Source organism: Arthrobacter sp. zg-Y916 (assembly GCF_020907385.1).
GTDB lineage: Bacteria > Actinomycetota > Actinomycetes > Actinomycetales > Micrococcaceae > Arthrobacter_B > Arthrobacter_B caoxuetaonis.
The window spans coordinates 245781-264189 of record NZ_JAJJOD010000006.1 but is presented as its reverse complement, the minus strand read 5'-3'; the positions used below and the strand labels follow the sequence as shown (position 1 = coordinate 264189).

The window sequence follows — 18409 nt, the reverse complement described above, 5'->3', positions numbered from 1 at the left end:
GTGAAGACTTTCACAAGTCGGGTAGGATATTTGCTATGGCATCGCACTCACAGTTCTCTGATCGTCCACGCGTACTCGTGGTTGGCGGTGGCTACGTCGGACTCTACGTAGCCAAGAACCTGCAGAAGCAGGTCAAGAAGCACGGCGGGATCGTCACGGTGGTGGATCCGCTGCCGTACATGACGTACCAGCCCTTCCTGCCTGAGGTCGCTGCAGGAACCATCAACGCACGTAACGCTGTAGTTTCGCACCGCATGCACCTGAAGGAGACCGAGCTCATTTCGGGCAAGGTCACCGCGGTCAACCACGCCACCCACACGGCCACCGTGGAGCCCGCCGACGGAGGCGAGCCGTTCGAGCTCAGCTACCGCGACATCGTTATTGCTGCCGGTTCCATTACCCGGACCTTCCCCATCCCGGGCCTGGCCGAAGCCGGCATCGGCATGAAAACGATCGAAGAAGCAGTGGAGATGCGCAACAAGGTGCTCGAGCGCATCGAGACCGCCTCCCTGATGACCGACCAGGCTGCCCGCGCCCGCGCACTGACCTTCGTCGTCGTCGGCGGCGGCTTCGCCGGCATTGAGACCATCACCGAAATCGAAGACATGGCCCGCGGCGCCGTGCGCGAGAACAACCGCCTCAAGCGTGAAGACCTGCGCTTCGTGATGATTGAAGCAATGGGCCGCGTCATGCCCGAGGTCAAGCCCGACCAGGCCGAATGGGTTGTCTCCTCCATGCGTGAGCGCGGCATCGAAGTCCTGCTCAACACCTCGCTGGCCAGCGCCGAAGGCGGCCTGCTGAAGCTCATCAACATGGCCGACAAGTCCCCGGCCGGCGAATTCGAGGCCGATACCCTCATCTGGACTGCCGGTGTTCAGGCCAACCCGATGGTCCGCGCCACCGACTTCCCGATCGATGACCGCGGCCGCGTGCGTGCCAACGCCGAACTGCGGATCACCGGCGACGACGGCCCCCTCGAGGGTGCCTGGGCGGCCGGCGACGTTTCGGCAGTGCCCGACCTGACCGGCGGCGGCGTCGGAGGCTTCTGCGTGCCGAACGCCCAGCACGCCGTCCGCCAGGCCAAGCGCCTGGCCAAGAACCTCCTTGCTGCACGCTACGGTGAGGGCAGCGTCCAGGAATACCGCCACAAGAACCTCGGCGCCGTGGCCGGCATGGGCCAGTACAAGGGCGTTGCGAACATCATGGGCTTCGGCATGAAGGGCCTCCCGGCCTGGCTGGCCCACCGCGGCTACCACGGAATGGCCATGCCGATGTTCGAGCGCAAGTTCCGCGTCATCTCCGGCTGGGCGGCGAACTTCTGGTTCGGCCGCGACTTCACGCAGCTGATCCACCTGAAGAACCCGCGCAAGGCATTCGTGGAGGCTGCAACGCCCGCCAAGAAGCCTGCCGGCAAGTAAGCAGTACGCGAACCGCCATACAACGGCGGCCACTGGATATCCGCCGGTGGCCGCCGTTGGCGTTAACCCTGTTTCCTGCCGTCCCCGCCGCTCAAGTAGGCTGGTCTATGCGCTTGGAACGCGGTTAACTGCCGTCGTGCCGCGGTGTGTGGAGCCCCAGTAGCCCAATGGCAGAGGCAGCGGACTTAAAATCTGTGTGTTGTCGGTTCGAGTCCGACCTGGGGTACAAGTCTCCTTGAAAAGGGGAGTGCGTCTTTCCGGTTCAGGGAGACAAAAACGGTCCCCGGCGAGTGAGGAACTGGGCTTTTTTCGTTTTCATGCCTACGTTGGACTGCCAAGAGACACAGGAGTCCCGCCGCACGGCTTCCGGCGTGATCCTTGACACTGCCGGGGGGACTCATTGCAGGCAAGGCAATCGTGGTCAGGATGGAACTTTCTGTCGAGGCGGCAGAGGACTGTTGGAAAACGACAGTGAACCCGGAGAGTGCCGGATGGTCTGCTGATGGATCCGGCACGCCACTTTTCTGACGGTCCAAAGACGTCGTTGCTGGCGGTGAATGACTTGTTCCACTTTTGCCGCGGATTGCCGTCGTGCTTATTTGAGCCGCATAGAGGTCGTGCTCGCCTACCCTTGATGAAGTCACGATCACTTCTGTTCAAAAGGACCAACAATGGCAAACCCCGCGGCGCTTCTACTTCTACAGCTCGAGCGTTGGCGTGTGAGCCCCGGCGGAGGGGTTCGCAACACTAGACTCGAGGTTCAAGGGACTGACGATGAGGTGCTTCGCCAAACCTTGATCGCAACTGGGTACCTGAGGGACATAGAAGAGCTGCTCGCCGGGATGGATGCTGCGGGGCGTAGGACGCGGTCCTTCCGTTCCGCGCTGCCACGTTGGCAATCGTGGGTTTTGGCCTACCCGCATTCCTGGGTACATGCAATTCCAGGGGCAGTTTTCGACAGCGATCACGATCTGGATGTACTCGAGAACCTCGCGGATACTCTGGATCGGGATCTACCGTCACTAGGCGAAAAGGACCGCACCGATATTGCCAACACTCTGGATGACGTAAGGTCCGCCCTGGCTGACGATCATTCTCTGCCTCTCCCGCTCCGACAGCACCTCAACGGCGTCCTGAGACACGCGTCGAACTGCCTTGAAGACTACGAGCTCTACGGAGACTTTGAGTTGCGGACGGCCCTCGACCGCTTACTCGTTTCTGTAAACGCGGCGGGTACCGCGTCCAAGGACCCAGGGCGCTGGCAAAAAATTAGGGAGAACCTGATATACCCCGTCATGGTTGGCCTGGCACTGCAAATACCTGGGAGCATTTCGCACCTCGGCGAAATCATGCCCTAGCCCAAGGCAACTATCGGGTCAGGGCTGGCAGAGTATCTGACTTCCCGATCGTGAGTCACCGATGGCCTCCTTATGGCACCGTCTATTCCCCGGAGACTGGGGCGGCGGAGTCTGGGGTGACTGTGCACCTTTCGGCGAGGCGCGTGGGTGCTATGACAGCGACGAACGCACCCCTCGGCGCACCTCCCGTAGACTCAGGCGCATGTTTCGGGGAATAGTTCTGGGGGAATTCTGGGGGATTGACGAAGGTGTTTGGGCTCAGCTCTGGTCCGGCACAATAGGTGCCATACCCGCTGCGCTCCTGGCGGCCTGGGTTGCCGTGTCTGTGCTAAAGCGATCGAACCGTAAACAGCAGGAACTCGTGGAACTGCAACTGAAGGCCCAGCGCATCGAAGCAGGCCTAGTCAGAGAAAAGGCCGCCATCGCAGACATAATTGCCTCTGCGACGGGCTTGATTCCGGCTGCACGCCAGTCGTTCGAGAGCGTCAATTCCGAAATAGCTTCTCTACGAAGTGCCGTAGTGCGTTGGCAGCTGGAGCTCGGCCCGACTGACATGGCCCGCGAATTGCACAAATGGGAAAGTCTCCTTCTAGGTGCAGCAACGAACCATGCCGTTGAACTACAGAAGGGCGAATGGGGCGAGCCCGAGAAATCCTTTGGGATTCTGAATCATATGACGTCAACGTTGTGTTCCGTCGCTCTTAATTGGCACAATCTGGCGGAGTTTTCTCGAGAACAGGTTGTCCGGGATTCACGGGAAGCGCGCATTTGGGGGGCAAAGGAACTTGAAGGTATGACCGGGGTCAAACTGCGCGAGTGAGGGCGCGGTGGCGTATTCAGAGAGTCTTCCGCCGGGCAGCTGCTGTCCCACCAGCGAATCTGAGCTGTAGTCTTCGGGTCCACTCAGCCGTGGTTGTTGCGGACACGGCGGTGAACGGGGCAGGACCAGATTTCCGGGCCCGTGACGTAGAGCTGGCAGCGGGAACTCCGAGGGAGGGCAGCTTGGTCTTCCTCAGTTCGCGGTGGGCACTTGGTGGAGCGCCACCTTCCCTAAGCGGCAGAATTGCCTGATGGTCGAAGGAAACTTCCGGGGACACTCTCGGGGCCGTCTGTGGAACGAAGGTCATGCAGGGACAAGGCCGGGATGTCCGGACGCTGGCCATCCATCTGTGTGTCCGACCTAGGGTACAAAATGAACGTTTAGCAACCATGCGCCTTGGCATCGTGCAACATCTTGGCTTCAGCTGTGACGAGTGTTACAAGGCTGTAACCGTAGGCTCTTATCTTGGACACATTATTCAACTAGTTTTTCTTGTAATCAGGAACACCTGGTAACAGCATCAAAGGCACCCGCCTTTCGATCGGGGAGAAAAACTACATGACTGCACTTCGCAAGACCGGGCCGCTTGGCCTGGGGGATGGTTATAGCCGCGCAGCAAAGATCGCAGCACTGGGCATGGGCATCGCCCTGTTCGCCTCCGGCTGCGCCAGCGGCGGCGAGTCCGGCACCGAGTCCACACCGTCCGATGCTTCTTCGTCGTCAGCTGACAGCTCAGTTCTCACGTGCCCGGAAAGCCAGGGCGGCACCGGAGAGGATCCGGGAGAGAAGGGCGACCCCTCAGCTGTTCCCGCTTCCACCGGCACCACAGAGACTCCTCTGAAGCTCGGCACCCTTCTTCCGACCACAGGCACCCTTGCCTTCCTTGGCCCGCCGGAAATCGCCGGCGTCAATTTGGCCGCTGAAGAGGTCAACGCTGCGGGCGGCGTCCTCGGCAAGCCCATCGAGGTTGTCCACCGGGACTCCGGTGATACCACCACCGACATCGCCACGCAGTCCGTTACTGACCTGCTGGGCCAGGACGTAAGCGCCATCATCGGTGCCGCTTCCTCCGGTGTTTCCAAGACTGTCATCAGCCAGATCACCGGTGCCGGAGTCATCCAGTTCTCTCCCGCGAATACGGCCCCGGAATTCACGGACTGGGATGACAACGGGCTCTACTGGCGCACCGCGCCCTCCGACGTTCTCCAGGGCCGTACCCTGGGCAACTACATCATGGAGTGCGGCGCCCAGACCGTTGGCATGATCGTCCTCAACGACGCCTACGGCACCGGCCTGCAGTCGAACATCAAGAGCTCCGTCGAGGCCGCAGGCGGCCAGGTCGTGGCAGAACCGATGTTCAACGAAGGCGACTCCCAGTTCAGCAGCCAGGTTGACGCCGTTACCAGCGCCAACCCGGATGCAATTGTGGTCATCAGCTTCGACCAGGCCAAGAGCATTGCACCGCTGCTGACCGGCAAGGGTGTTGACCCGTCGCAGCTTTTCTTCGTTGACGGCAACACCAAAGACTTCAGTGCCGATCTCGATGCCGGAACTCTGGAGGGCGCCCAGGGAACCATCCCCGGCCCGTTCGCTTCGGACAACTTTAAGGACGCACTGCTGGGCATTGATCCTGCACTGACGGACTGGGCCTATGCCGGTGAAAGCTATGACGCAGTGACCCTGCTGGCCCTCGCTTCAGAGGCAGCCGGCAGCACCGACGGCGCTGCAATAGCTGCCGAGTTGCAGGGTGTTTCCGCAGACGGAGAGAAGTGCTTCGACTTCGCCGGCTGCGTCACGCTCCTGCGCGACGGCAAAGACATCGACTACGACGGCTACTCCGGACCGGTTACCTTCGATGAGAACGGTGACCCGACTGAAGCCTTCATCGGTATCTACGAGTTCGACGCTGACAACAAGCCGCTTCCGAGCCGCTCCGAGGTGGGCAAGCTCTAAGGCAGGCTGACGCACCACAATCACTAACGCACCACAATCACTAACGCACCACTCGAAGGGCCCCTGTTCCGGCAGGGGCCCTTTGCTGTGCGGACGGAGGATGAGGGCAGGCCTGAGGCTGACGTCACGTGGAGTGGGTGCCTCGGTACAGGGGGGGTAACACGGCGTTGAGGAACAGAGGAGTGCGTCAAAGCAAAATGCCCGCCTGGAGACGAAGCTCCAGACGGGCACTCGCCAGACTGAGACTAGGCCGTATCAGCCAGGGTTCCCAGGTACAGCTGGATGACCTTGGGATCCTTCATCAGCTCACGCCCGGTTCCGGTGTACGCGTCCTTGCCCTGGTCGAGCACATACGCGCGGTCGCAGATCTGCAGGCAGCGCCGGGCGTTCTGCTCCACCATGATCACCGAGACGCCGGCACGGTTGATCTCATGAACGCGCAGGAAGGTCTCATCCTGCTTCACGGGGGAGAGGCCGGCAGAGGGCTCATCCAGCAGCAGCACAGCCGGCTCCATCATCAGGGCCCGGCCCATGGCCACCATCTGGCGTTCACCGCCGGAGAGAGAGCCGGCTCGCTGACTGCGCCGCTTCTTCAGCTCCGGAAACAGGTCAGCCACAAACTCGAAGCGTTCCTTGAAGTTCTTCGGCTGCTGGTAAAGGCCCATCTGCAGGTTCTCTTCAATGGTCAGCGAGGCGAACACGTTATTGTTCTGCGGAACGAACCCCACCCCCCGGCTCACCAGCTTGTTGGCCTTCAGCCCGGTAAGGTCCTGACCGCGCACCATAACAGTGCCGGAATGGACCTTCACCAGGCCGAACATGGCCTTCAGCAAGGTGGACTTGCCGGCACCGTTCGGGCCGATGATGCCAATGAGCTCACCGCGCCGGGCTTCTATGGAACATCCGTTAAGGATGTTGACTCCAGGAATGTAGCCGGCCACCAGATCGGTGACTTTGACGACGGAGTCGCCCTCGAAATTTTCAGCAGTCATGCCCTGTCCTTACGTTCCTGGATCGTCACGGGGGCCAGCCCCTCACCGCCCTGAATGTCTGAATCCGGATCCTTCTCCAGGACTGCTTCGAGCTTTTCGAAGCCCTCGGAATCGCCCAGGTCCACGTCGTGGTGCGCGCCGAGGTAGGCATCGATTACGGCCTGGTCCTTCATTACCTCGGCAGGCGGCCCTTCGGCCACTACCTTGCCTTCGGCCATCACGATCACCCAGTCGGCAATATGCCGAACCATGTGCATATCGTGTTCCACGAACAGGACCGTCATGCCCTCGGCTTTCAGGTTCTTGATGTGGTCCAGCAGCGACTGCGTCAATGCAGGGTTCACGCCGGCCATGGGCTCGTCCAGCATCACCAGTTTGGGATTGACCATCAGCGCGCGCGCCATTTCCAGGAGCTTGCGCTGGCCGCCGGAAAGGGAAGCGGCGTAGTCGCTGCGCTTGGTGTCGAGCTTGAACTTGGCCAGCAGGCCGTCGGCCTGTTCGGTAATCTCGTTCTCGCGCTTTTTCCAGAGCGGCCGGAACAGTGCCCGGCGCAGTGCCTCGCCCGGCTGCTCATTGGCGCCGAGCCGCATGTTCTCCAGCACCGTCAGCTTGCCCATGACCTTGGTCAGCTGGAACGTACGGACCATTCCCAGCCGGGCCACCTTGTAGGCCGAAACACCTGCAAGGTCACGGTCCTCGAATCTCCATTCCCCGGACTGCGGGGTATCGAATCCGGTGAGCAGGTTGAACAGTGTGGTCTTGCCCGCGCCGTTCGGACCAATGAGCGCCGTGATCTTGTTCCGCGGAATCTCCACATGCTCGACGTCGACGGCGTGGATACCGCCGTAGGTGCGGGTCACGTTGGACGCCACGAGGATCGGATCGCGCTTCCGGCAACCGGGGGCCACGGCGTCGGCAGCGATGGGCCTGTCGTCCGTCATGTATTCATTGCCGGCCCAGCTCGCCTCATGGCCGGAATCTGCAGCGGCCGTGTGGGCTTTCTCCGCCGGAGCAGCCGCATGGGCGCCGGGCAGGCGCTCCGGCTGCGGGCTTTGTGCTTGATGGCTCATGCGAATGACAGCTCCTTCTTATTGCCGAGCACGCCTTGCGGCCTGAAGATCATCAGCAGCATCAACGCCACACCAACAAGGATGTAACGCAGCTGCCCGGCCTGGGTAGTGTTCAGGAAGGTGACGGCCCCGGACTCGATGGCACCGTAGAGCAGGCTCTGGGTCAGGGAGAGCACGGCCCAGAACATCATGGCGCCGATCACCGGGCCAAGCACCGTGGACATACCGCCCAGCAGGAGCGCCGTGTAGAGGAAGAACGTCAGTTCGGTGCCGTAGTTGGCCGGCTGCACTGCGCCGCGTGGGAGCGTGAAGATGATGCCTGCCAGCGAACCGAGCATGCCGCCGATGATCAGCGCCTGCATCTTGTAGGCGTAGACGTTCTTGCCCAGCGACCGTACGGCGTTCTCATCCTCGCGGATTCCCTTGACCACTCGGCCCCAGGGGCTGCGGACCAGGAGCCAGATCACCAGGCAGGCCAGCGCGACGACGGTCCAGGCCACCACGCGGATCCACAGGTCGCGTTCGTTCAGGCTGAACGGACCGAGGTTGTACACGCCGGGGGCGAAGGGGTTGAGCGAGTAGAACCCGCCTTCGAACGCCGCCAGGCCGTTGGCCGACCCGGTGACTTCGGTCAGGCCGTTGGTGGTCACGATGTAGCGGACGATCTCCGCTGCGGCGATGGTGACGATGGCCAGATAGTCCGCCCGCAGGCGCAGCGTGGGCAATCCAAGGATCACCGCAAAGGCCACGGAAGCGAGCATCGCGATCAGCAAAGCCACCGGCAGGGGAGCGTTGAAGCTCAGCGTGGGAATGGCAAAGCCGTAGGCTCCGATTGCCATAAAGCCGGCCTGGCCAAAGTTCAGCAGGCCGGTGTAGCCGAAGTGCACGGCCAGCCCGAGGGCCGCCAGCGCATAGGCAGCAGTGGTGGGTGTGAAGAATTCGTTGACTGCACCCAGCAGGATGTTTCCAAAGTCCATGTAGAGGCCCCTAACCTATGCGCTCTCGGCGGCCGAGGATACCCTGCGGCCGAACCAGGAGGACGAGAATCATGATGAGCAGCGCGCCGACGTACTTCAGGTCCGCCTCGAGCCAGAGGGTGGAGAGTTCCACGAAGAGTCCCACGATGATCGAACCGATCAGGGCGCCGAACACCGTACCGAGTCCACCAAGGGTCACGGACGCGAAGATCAGCAGCAGGATCTGCTGGCCCATGTTGAAGGAGACACCGGGGCGGTAGTACGCCCACAGGATGCCGCCGAGCGCGGCAAGCGCACCGCCGGCCATCCAGACAATGCGGATCACGCGGTCGACGTCGATGCCCGAGGCCGCTGCCAGCGGCGGGTTGTCCGCGACGGCACGGGTGGCCTTGCCGATCCGGGTACGCAGCAGCAGGGCGGCCACGATCAGGATGACGACCAGTGAGACGGCTAGGGAAACCAGGTTGTTCCGCGCGATCGAAATGGGACCCAGCTCGAGCATCGGACTCTGCGAGTTAGGCAGCTGCTGGGTTGCCCCGCCGAAGAAGAAGAGGATGGTGTAGCGCAGCGCCAGTGCCAGGCCAATGCTCACGATCATCATGGGAACCAGTCCGGTTCCCCGTTTGCGCAGCGGTTTCCACAACCCTGCGTCCTGCACGTAGCCAAGGCCTGCGCCTCCGACCACCGCCAGTATCAGTGCCAGCCACAGCGGCAGGCCCAATGCGGAGAAACCGAACGCCAGTACGGCGCCGAAGGTCACCATCTCGCCGTGGGCAAAGTTTGTCAGCCCGGTGGTGCCGAAGATCAGGGAAAGCCCGACGGCGCTAAGGGCCAGCAGCAGTCCAAAGCTGAGTCCGGCGACGGCCCGCTCGATGAGCTTGGTGCCGAAGGTGTCTCCCTGCAGGACTATGCCTTCACCCAGGAGGAAGAGTGTGGTGATGTTCGAGGTTCCGGCGAAAGTCACGGTACGCGGGTTCTGCTGGCCCTCGGCCAAGGCCATGCCTTCGGGGAGCGTGGATTCATCCAGTTCCACCTCAAACGCACCTTGTTCGGGAACCCCGATGGACCAGGAACCGTTCTCGGCGGTCTGCGTCTCGGCTTCGTAACCGTTGCCGCTTGCCTTGATTTTCACTCCGGCAACCGGGGAACCTGCGTTTCGCAGGACTCCGCTGATGCGGTCCTGGTACTCGGCGCCGTCGGTCACTTCGTCCCCTCCGGTGTTCCCGGAGTCCTGCGCTGTTGCCTCGGTACTGCCCTCCGAGGCCGGGGATTCCGACGCCGGGGGTGGAGCTGTCGTTGCATGCACGGCAGGGGCAGCGAGCAGGAGCCCGGCAAATATGCCGGCCACCGCCACGACCATCCCCATATACCGGGCGAGTGCCGATATTCTTCCCAAAGTGAATAACCTCCGCCGGGGGTATAAATGCACCGGTTGTCGGCGCATTCTATGTGTGACCATGTGATGTCAGTCACGAATGGTGATCATGCTACCCGGCGTTTGTTTCGGTGGGGTGACCGAAGTAGTGACCTTTGGTCGCGATCAGGTAACGACTCCACCGGGTGCTTCATTATGGAAGCCCGGAGGCCGGTTTCTGCGTCCTCGGTGCCAAACCGTTATCAAAGCATTTCCAGTCCGTGGAATCATCGCTGCCCGTTGAGCGTTCCATTGGTAGGCTGATTAACAGACCCAAGCCCCCCCCCAAACGGAGGACATATTCATGGCACTAGGCGGCAACCCTGTTTTCAACGGGAAGAATTTCCGTTCCCAGACCCGCGGCGGAGCGGCCACCGTTCCGTCCGGCGGCCCGTTTGCAGGACCCCAGCAGGACCCCATGAGCCCTCAGCAGCTCCAGGATCTCTATGCAGCTCCTTCCGCAGGACCCTCCGAGACCGGACGGATGACGTATGACGACGTCATCATGAAGACCCTTGGCTGCCTGGCGGTTGTCCTGCTCGGCGCTGCGATCCCCGTGTTCGTGCTTCCCGGCGCGGCCGGCCTGCTGATGATCGTGGGCGCGCTCGGCGGCTTCGTCCTGGGCCTCGTCAACTCGTTCAAGCGCGAGCCGGTTCCGGCGCTCATCCTGGGTTACGCGGTGCTCGAAGGTATGTTCCTCGGCGCACTGACACAGATCCTGGACGCGATGTACCCGGGCATCGGCCTGCAGGCCGTAGTGGGCACGCTCTCTGTGTTCGCCGTGACCCTGCTCCTGTTCAAGAACGGCAAGGTGCGTGCCACGCCGAAGGCGATGCGCTTCTTCATGATCGCCCTGATCGGCTACGCGGTGTTCTCGCTGGTGAACGTGGGCCTCATGATCTTTGGCGTGGTTGACGATCCGTGGGGCGTGCGGGGCTTCCAGATTGCCGGTATTCCGCTGGGCGTCATCATTGGCCTTCTGGCCGTTGGCCTCGCGGCCTTCTCGCTGATCATGGACTTCACTTCGATTGAGCAGGGCGTGAAGGCCGGTGCTCCGCAGCGCTACTCGTGGACCGCGGCTTTCGGCTTGACCGTGACCCTGGTCTGGCTCTACGTGGAGATCATCCGGATCCTCGCGATCCTGCGCGGCGACGACTAACCGCCGTCTCAGCATCAAACCGCGGGACCGCAGCTGCAAAGCTGCGGTCCCGCGGTTCGTTAACGGCGCTGTACCCTTCTGCCTCTGGAACCGCCTCCGTAGCATTGGGCCCCACGGAATAGGGGGAATGGTGACACAGGTGCAGGCCGAACATGCCGCGGCCTTCCAGGACCTGCTGCTCTGCGCAGATGGACTGGAGGCGTATTTAGCGGAGCTCGCTGTGCTGGCGGTAGCGATCGCCGGTGCCGCAGAGGTACGCGGATGCTCGATCGTCATTGAGCGCCCCAGGCGCAAACGGGTGGCAGGCGACAGCGATGCCCGCGCAGCCCGGCTGGCAGAACCGGTTTTCGCGGCAGGAGGTCCGGGAGCCGAAGCCATCACAGGGGATACCTCCGTAGTGGTGACCGACGCCTGGACCGAAACACGCCGCGGCGCCTTCCCGGGGACGGCAGCGGTGGAAGGCCTGCGGTCCATGGCCGCCGTACCGCTTGCGCTGGAGGACGGCGCCCGCGGTGTCCTCTGCTTCTATTCACCGCGCCAGCATCTTTTCCAGCCCGCAATGCTGCGTACCGCCGAGAGGATCGCGGCCGAGGCATCAGGGACGCTGTGCCTTGCCCTGCGCATTGACGGGCAAATGCACCGGGCACGCAACCTGCAGGCGGCATTGGAGTCCCGGACCGTGGTCGATCTGGCGGTGGGGATCATCATGGGCCAAAACGGATGCAGCCAGCAGGCGGCAGTGGAAATTCTCCGGAGTGTTTCGAACACCCGCAACGTCAAAATCCGGTCGGTCGCTGCCGGAGTGGTGGCCGCTGTCAGCGAACGGGTCAGCACGCACTTCGATGAGTAGCGTCATCCGGGCACCGCGGGGCCTCCAGGGCTAGGCTGGAAGGATGACAACCGGGAACAACGCCCCAGCCGTACCTGCCACGGGAGAACAGTTCCGGCTGGAGCGCGGCCGGGCATCCGCCGTCGTCGGGTCCCTGGGCGGGGCGCTGCGAAGTTTCACCGTGGACGGCATCCAGCTGGTGGAGACCTACCCGGATGACGCCATTCCGCCGTCGGCGGCCGGGATCCTGCTGGCGCCCTGGCCCAATCGCGTGGCCGGCGGACGCTGGACGCTCGACGGCCGCGAACAGCAGCTCGACATCACCGATCCTGCCCGCGGCAACGCCATCCACGGTTTGCTGCGGAACACCGGCTACGCTCCCGTGGAGGTTAGCGGCGACGCCGTGCGGCTCAGTGCAGCGATTTATCCCCAGCACGGGTATCCCTTCCACCTGGTCCACGAGGTGCTCTACCGGATTGCGGAGGACGGGGGACTGTCCGTGCGCCAGTCGCTGACCAGCCTTTCCGCAGCGCGGGCACCGTTCGCGCTGGGGGCACATCCCTTCCTGCGGCTGGGGGAAGTGCCCACCGAGGACCTCATCCTGCAGGTCGATGCCGGTACGCGGCTCACCACGGACGCGTCGATGATTCCGGACGGACAGGAGCCCGTCACCGGGGACTGGGACCTTCGCAGCGGCCGGAGAGTGGGTTCGCTCGCGCTGGACACCGCCTACACGGACCTGACGCAGCGCGGCGGCAAATACCGGCATGTCCTCACCGCACCGGACGGGCGGTCCGTGCAGCTGTGGGCCGGGCCGAGCTATGGCTACGTGCATGTTTTCGTGACGGACCAGTTCCCCGGCCGCAGCTGCGCCGTAGCCCTGGAGCCAATGACAGCGCCCGCCAACGCCTTCAACTCCGGCGAAGGGCTGCGGTGGCTGGAGCCGGGAAGCGCCTTTAGCGCCGAGTGGGGTATTCAGGCCGCACTGTGAGACTGCCGGGACCCGTAACTGTCAGGGAACTAACACCGCATTATGGAAAGATAACCCCATGAGACCCCATGCCCGCCGGGTTGCCGCGCCCAAGGCCGTCCAGGCCGCAGCGGTGCGCTCCAGTCGTGCCGGTGACGATGTTCCCTATGCCCTGCGCGTCAGCGCGTCCTGGGCATGGCGCCTTGGCGTCGTGCTCCTGGTCAGCGGCGGGCTGGTCTGGATCCTTGGGCACTTTTCGCTCCTGATCATTCCGCTGATGATCGCAGCCCTGCTCGCCGGACTGCTGGCTCCCATCAGTTCCTGGCTCCGGCGGAACAAGGTGCCCTCCGGGCTCGCCGTAGCGGTAACCATCGTGTCCTTCCTGGGCCTGATCGTCGCCGCGCTCACCCTGGTGGGGCGGCAGCTGGCGCTGGGCTTCCGCGACCTGTGGGATGAACTGCTGAACGGGTTCACCCAGTTCCAGGACTGGCTTGAGTCCGGGCCGCTGCAGGTGACCTCCACCCAGATTGACGAGCTGCTGAAGGAGGCAACTTCCGCGCTGCAGAACAATTCCGCGAGTATCCTCTCCGGTGCCGTCAGCGTCGGCAGCAGCGCCGGGCACTTTGCCGCCGGAGTCCTGCTGACGCTCTTCGCGCTGGTGTTCTTCCTGCTCGACGGTCGGCGGATCTGGCGCTTTGTCGCCGGGCTGATGCCGCGCCGCGCCAAGGCTGCCGCCTACGGGGCGGGAATCCGCGGCTGGGAATCCATGACCAATTACGTCCGTGTGCAGCTGGTCGTCGCGTTTATCGATGCGGTCGGCATCGGTGCCGGAGCTGCGATTATCGGTGTGCCGCTGGCGCTGCCGCTGTCCGTCCTGGTGTTCCTGGGTTCCTTTATCCCGCTGATCGGTGCCGTCATCACAGGATCTATTGCCGTCCTGCTGGCCCTGGTAGCCAACGGCTGGCTCAACGCAGTGATTATGCTGGGAATCGTGCTGCTGATTCAGCAGGTCGAATCCCACATCCTGCAGCCCCTGATCATGGGCCGCGCAGTCTCGCTGCACCCGCTCGCCGTCATCCTGGCGGTGACGGGCGGAACCCTGGTCGCAGGCATTGCAGGCGCACTCTTCGCCGTGCCGCTGATGGCAATCGTCAACTCGATGGTCCGGTACATCGCGGCCCGGCGCTGGGAACAGGACCCGCTGCTGACTCCGGACAATCTTTTCGGACCGCCCGGCGCGCCGCCGCAGGATGAAGAACCCGACGACGAGCAGGAAGAGTCCGAACCCGCCGCCCGCCGCGACGACGAAACCCGATCCACAGAGTCCAAAAAACCTTCAGCATCCTCAGAATCCACAGCAAGAGAACAAGAGAACCAGCCTTGACCGACGCACCCCAGCTGCCCGTGACCCTTGACGACATCCAGGCCGCGGCCAAACTCCTGGACGGCGTGATTGCCCATACGCCCATTGAGCAGTCCCGGGCGCTGGGAAGGCTAACCGGCTCCAACGTCTTCCTCAAGTGCGAAAACCTGCAGCGTGCCGGGTCCTTCAAGGTCCGTGGTGCCTATGTCCGCATGGCAAAACTCAGTGACGAGGAGAAAGCACGCGGCGTCGTCGCGGCGTCGGCAGGCAACCATGCCCAGGGCGTGGCTGTCGCGGCTGCCCGCCTGGGCATCGCCGCACGGATCTACATGCCGCTCGGCGTCGCCCTGCCCAAGCTGGCCGCAACCCAGGGACACGGAGCCGAAGTCGTCCTGCACGGCCATAACGTTGATGAGGCCCTCGCAGAGGCCCAGCGCTTTGCGGACGAAACCGGGGCAGTGTTTGTCCACCCGTTCGACAACGTGGACATCGTCGCGGGGCAGGGAACCCTCGGACTGGAACTGCTCGACCAAATTCCTGAGCTGGACACCGTGCTGATGGGCGTTGGCGGCGGCGGCCTGCTGGCAGGCGTAGCCGTTGCCATCAAGGAACGGGCCAGGGAGCTGGGCCGCGAGGTGCGGATCATCGGCGTCCAGGCCGAAAACGCCGCTGCCTACCCGCCCTCCCTCGCCGCCGACGCCCTGGTGCCGCTGAGCAAGGTATCAACGATTGCCGATGGCATTGCCGTTGGCCGGCCGGGCCAGCTTCCCTTCTCGATCATCCGCGAACTGGTCGACGACGTCGTGACGGTCAGTGAAGATTCGCTGGCACGTGCCCTGATCTTCCTGCTGGAGCGGGCCAAGCTGGTGGTTGAACCGGCCGGCGCCGTGGGCGTGGCCGCGCTCCTCGACGGAAAAATCGAGAATCCGGGCACCACCGCGGTCATCCTCTCGGGCGGAAACATCGATCCGATGCTTATGCTGAAGGTTATCCAGCGCGGCCTCGCAGCCGCCGGGCGTTACCTGGTGGTGCGGATGCTGCTGGATGACCGTCCGGGTTCACTGGCGACAATCTCGCGGATCATCGCCGAGTCGGACGCCAATGTCACCGGAGTGGACCACACCAGGGTGGGAGGGTCGATCAGCATGGGAGACGTGGCAATCACGATCAACATGGAGACCAAGGGTCACGAGCACTGTGAAAAGGTCCTGCAGAACCTTCGGGCCGAAGGCTTCCATCCCGTAGTGCTGCACGGGTAGCCCATGCTGGCCCGCCGTGCGAAAAGTGCCCTCCTGGCAGCCGCCTGCTTTACGGCCCTCCTGTGGCTGGCGTATTTCCTCACCCTGCCCTTCCAGAACAGCCTCCTGCCGGAACTCGGAATCCTTCCCCGGCAGCTGGAAGGCCTGGACGGAATTCTTTTCGCCCCGCTGCTCCATACCGGAACCGGGCACCTGATCAGCAACAGCCTGCCGCTGCTGGCGTTCGCTTTCCTCGTCCTGCTGGAAGGGCTCCGCCGGTTCGCTGCCGTGACAGCCATCTGCTGGCTGGCCTCGGGAATCGGAGTCTGGATCTTCGGAGGCGGGCTCACGATTGGCATATCCGGCGTCGTCTTTGGACTCTTCGCGTACTTGATCGTCCGCGGCTTCTACAACCGCAGCCTGCCGCAGATCCTGATCGCGGGCGTGCTGTTCCTGGTGTATGGATCCATCCTGTGGGGCATCCTGCCGACCGCCGCCGGAGTTTCCTGGCAGTCACACCTCTTTGGTGCCGCCGGGGGAGTGCTGGCGGCTATCGTGCTCCGCACGGACCCCGACCGGACACAAAAACGGGTCCGCCCCTAGGGACGGACCCGCGTTTGAGTACGGTTGGCGGCTGCTAGCCTGCGTACGGTGTTGCCGAGACGATCTCGACTGAAATGTTCTTGCCGTTGGGCGCGGTGTAGGTTGTGGCGTCGCCGGCCTTCAGGCCCTGGATGGCTGCGCCCAGCGGAGACTTCTCGCTGTACACGTCGATGTCGCTGTCGCCGGCAATCTCGCGGCTGCCCAGCAGGAACTGTTCCAGGTCTCCCGCGATCCGGGCCTCGACCAGCATGCCGGGTTCGACCACGCCGTCGTCCGCCGGTGCTTCGCCGACCTGGGCGGTCTCCAAAAGCTGCGTCAGCTGGCGGATCCGGGCCTCAGCCTTGCCCTGTTCCTCCTTGGCAGCGTGGTAACCGCCGTTCTCCTTCAAATCGCCCTCGGACCGTGCCTGTTCGATTCGAGCCACGATTTCGGTGCGGCCGGGGCCGGACAGGTGGTCGAGTTCCGCCTTCAGGCGGTCGTAAGACTCTTGCGTGAGCCAGGCAACAGATGTGCTGTTGGTAGACACGGGTCTCTCCTTAGATGAACATCCGGACCGCTGAAAACCTGGTCCGGCTTGGCTGAAATTGCTGCGCGGCCGGTTGGCCTTACAAGCAAAGACCCCGCTCATGTGGTGACCGGTTCGCTCGGAATTGAATCCGGTGATCACCTGGGCGGGGCGTAACGTAGCCTCCATACTAGTCAGCCGGAGGCACAAACCCAAGACCGCCGGGCGGTTTCCCTTTGCGAGGGGTCCGGGCCCTACTGTTCCGCGTCGATAACCCAGCAGGCGTTGGCGCCTCCGGTCACGCCGAGCGAATCAGTGCGCACAGCGACGCTCAGGGACACGGTGCCGGTCTCGGCAGGTCCGATCCGGACAGTCTTCCAGCCGACGACGGCGTAGCTGTCGTTGAGGACCTGGACGGCGCAGTCGACCGTGACATCCGTTGGCTTGGTGACTGTGAAGTCGACGACGGCGGTTGAGGCATCGGGGATGGTGAAGCCCACGTCCTTGGAAGTCACTGTCCCGGCTCCGGTGGGAATAGCCATGAAGACTGCGGCACCCACGGCCGCAGCACCGGCCACCGAAGCGAGGATGGTCTTTGTGCGCCGGCTCATGCCGGGCTTGGGGGTGCCGTAGCGATTGGCTAACCTTGTCTCAGAAAACATTCCGTCCACGGGGCGCTCGGAAGCAGGCTGGCCGCCGGCTGCCTCTTCAGTACCATCCTCAGTGCTCACCGCTTCATTTTACCGAACATTCAGACCGGCCTTTTGCCGGACGTCAGGAGTAGTGCGTTGCCGACCGAAACGAGTTCCGGGCCCGCCGGAGAACTGCGGCTGCTGGCCGTCCACGCGCACCCGGATGATGAGGCCAGCAAAGGCGCGGCAACCATGGCGTCCTATGCGGCCTCCGGGGTCCGGGTCATGGTGGCCACCTGCACCGGCGGGGAACGCGGAGACGTGCTCAATCCTGCAGCGGCAGGGATTCCTGCCGCCAAGCGGGACCTGGCCGGGCTGCGCCGCAGCGAAATGGCAGCCTCCCAGGCAGCCCTCGGAATCGAACACCGCTGGCTGGGATTCATGGATTCCGGGCTGCCCGAAGGAGATCCGCTGCCGGATCTTCCCGCCGGGTGCTTCGCCCTCCGCCCGCTTGAGACGGCCGCAGCCCCGCTGGTGAAGCTGGTCCGGGAGTTCCGCCCGCACGTGATCATCAGCTATGACGAAAACGGCGGCTATCCCCACCCCGACCACATCATGGCGCACAAGGTTGCCGTCGAGGCCTTCCATGCTGCCGGCGATCCCGCGAAGTACCCCGGCACCGGTGCCCCGTGGGAACCGCAGAAGCTCTACTACGACCGCGGCTTCAACCCCGAACGGTTCCGGGCCCTGCACGAGGCGCTGATCCAGGCCGGGCTGGACTCACCGTACGCGGAACGGCTGGCGGCCTGGCTGGAAACGGACACCGAGGGAAACCAGCCCCCGGCCCCGCTGCATCCCACCACCACTCAGGTGGAGTGCGGGGAGTTCTTCCCCCTGCGTGACAAGGCGCTGAAGGCGCACCGCACGCAGGTGGACCCGGATGGTTTCTTCTTCGCCGTCAGCACCGATCTCCAGAAGCAGGTTTGGCCGTGGGAGGACTATTCCCTGATCGAATCCCGCGTTCCAGCCACTGTCCCTGAAACCGACCTCTTCGCTGGCATACGATAGAGGCTAGACACCGCGTTCCATGGCGCTGTGTTTTGCCAAG

At 63.4% G+C, this 18409-nt stretch carries 16 protein-coding genes and 1 tRNA gene; 11 read left to right on the top strand and 6 right to left on the bottom strand.

The features are described 5' to 3' along the window. Positions 1-35 precede the first annotated feature (35 nt). The 4 genes from LOC59_RS11275 (at position 36) to LOC59_RS11260 (ending at position 5549) form a co-directional block, all read left to right on the top strand. Entirely contained in the window at positions 36-1418 is a 1383-nt protein-coding gene (locus LOC59_RS11275; RefSeq protein ID WP_227895189.1) for an NAD(P)/FAD-dependent oxidoreductase, read from the top strand. Positions 1419-1571: 153 nt separating this feature from the next. Further along, a tRNA-Leu gene (locus LOC59_RS11270) sits at positions 1572-1644 on the top strand. 1493 nt (positions 1645-3137) lie between these two features. Beyond that, a complete protein-coding gene (locus LOC59_RS11265; RefSeq protein ID WP_229971997.1) occupies positions 3138-3596 on the top strand; it encodes a hypothetical protein in 459 nt (152 codons plus the stop codon). A gap of 558 nt (positions 3597-4154) precedes the next feature. Next, positions 4155-5549 carry an ABC transporter substrate-binding protein gene (locus tag LOC59_RS11260; RefSeq protein WP_227895188.1) on the top strand — a complete coding sequence of 465 codons (1395 nt, stop codon included), beginning with the start codon at positions 4155-4157 and terminating at the stop codon, positions 5547-5549. Between the two features lie 245 nt (positions 5550-5794). Here the strand turns inward: LOC59_RS11260 and LOC59_RS11255 are convergent, their stop codons facing one another. The 4 genes from LOC59_RS11255 to LOC59_RS11240 all read right to left on the bottom strand — a co-directional run bounded on the left by LOC59_RS11255 (position 5795) and on the right by LOC59_RS11240 (position 9954). Next, the gene (locus tag LOC59_RS11255; RefSeq protein WP_227895187.1) at positions 5795-6541 is read right to left on the bottom strand and encodes an ABC transporter ATP-binding protein; all 747 of its coding nucleotides are present in this window, start codon (positions 6539-6541) and stop codon (positions 5795-5797) included. Beyond that, positions 6538-7482 (bottom strand): ABC transporter ATP-binding protein, encoded by a 945-nt coding sequence (locus LOC59_RS11250; RefSeq protein ID WP_227895345.1) that lies wholly within the window; start codon positions 7480-7482, stop codon positions 6538-6540. The genes LOC59_RS11255 and LOC59_RS11250 overlap by 4 nt, the downstream gene beginning before the upstream one ends. A gap of 125 nt (positions 7483-7607) precedes the next feature. Continuing rightward, a complete protein-coding gene (locus LOC59_RS11245; RefSeq protein WP_227895186.1) occupies positions 7608-8588 on the bottom strand; it encodes a branched-chain amino acid ABC transporter permease in 981 nt (326 codons plus the stop codon). A 10-nt stretch (positions 8589-8598) separates the two neighbouring features. Beyond that, positions 8599-9954: a branched-chain amino acid ABC transporter permease gene (locus tag LOC59_RS11240; RefSeq protein ID WP_423721511.1), complete on the bottom strand. Its 1356-nt coding sequence runs from the start codon at positions 9952-9954 to the stop codon at positions 8599-8601. A gap of 352 nt (positions 9955-10306) precedes the next feature. On the opposite strand from LOC59_RS11240, the gene LOC59_RS11235 reads away from it, so the two are divergent. From LOC59_RS11235 to LOC59_RS11210, 6 genes are all read left to right on the top strand, one after another. Further along, positions 10307-11161, top strand: coding sequence for a Bax inhibitor-1/YccA family protein (locus LOC59_RS11235; protein ID WP_227916416.1), 855 nt, complete (start codon positions 10307-10309; stop codon positions 11159-11161). A 127-nt stretch (positions 11162-11288) separates the two neighbouring features. Next, positions 11289-12011, top strand: a complete 723-nt coding sequence (locus tag LOC59_RS11230) for a GAF and ANTAR domain-containing protein (RefSeq protein WP_227895182.1) — start codon at positions 11289-11291, stop codon at positions 12009-12011. Between the two features lie 43 nt (positions 12012-12054). Continuing rightward, positions 12055-12981: an aldose 1-epimerase family protein gene (locus LOC59_RS11225; protein ID WP_227895180.1), complete on the top strand. Its 927-nt coding sequence runs from the start codon at positions 12055-12057 to the stop codon at positions 12979-12981. A gap of 58 nt (positions 12982-13039) precedes the next feature. Then, the gene (locus LOC59_RS11220) at positions 13040-14344 is read left to right on the top strand and encodes an AI-2E family transporter (RefSeq protein ID WP_227916418.1); all 1305 of its coding nucleotides are present in this window, start codon (positions 13040-13042) and stop codon (positions 14342-14344) included. After that, entirely contained in the window at positions 14341-15582 is a 1242-nt protein-coding gene (gene ilvA, locus LOC59_RS11215; RefSeq protein WP_227895177.1) for a threonine ammonia-lyase, read from the top strand. The genes LOC59_RS11220 and ilvA overlap by 4 nt, the downstream gene beginning before the upstream one ends. Positions 15583-15585: 3 nt before the next feature. Continuing rightward, positions 15586-16164, top strand: a complete 579-nt coding sequence (locus LOC59_RS11210) for a rhomboid family intramembrane serine protease (protein ID WP_229971995.1) — start codon at positions 15586-15588, stop codon at positions 16162-16164. 34 nt (positions 16165-16198) lie between these two features. On the opposite strand, the gene greA is transcribed toward LOC59_RS11210, so the two are convergent. Then, positions 16199-16690: a transcription elongation factor GreA gene (gene greA, locus LOC59_RS11205; protein ID WP_227895173.1), complete on the bottom strand. Its 492-nt coding sequence runs from the start codon at positions 16688-16690 to the stop codon at positions 16199-16201. A 233-nt stretch (positions 16691-16923) separates the two neighbouring features. Further along, positions 16924-17400, bottom strand: coding sequence for a DUF4307 domain-containing protein (locus LOC59_RS11200; protein ID WP_229971993.1), 477 nt, complete (start codon positions 17398-17400; stop codon positions 16924-16926). Positions 17401-17457: 57 nt separating this feature from the next. Here LOC59_RS11200 and mca point away from each other — a divergent pair, with 57 nt between their 5' ends. Then, positions 17458-18369 (top strand): mycothiol conjugate amidase Mca, encoded by a 912-nt coding sequence (gene mca / locus LOC59_RS11195; RefSeq protein WP_229971992.1) that lies wholly within the window; start codon positions 17458-17460, stop codon positions 18367-18369. The last annotated feature ends 40 nt before the right edge of the window (positions 18370-18409 follow it).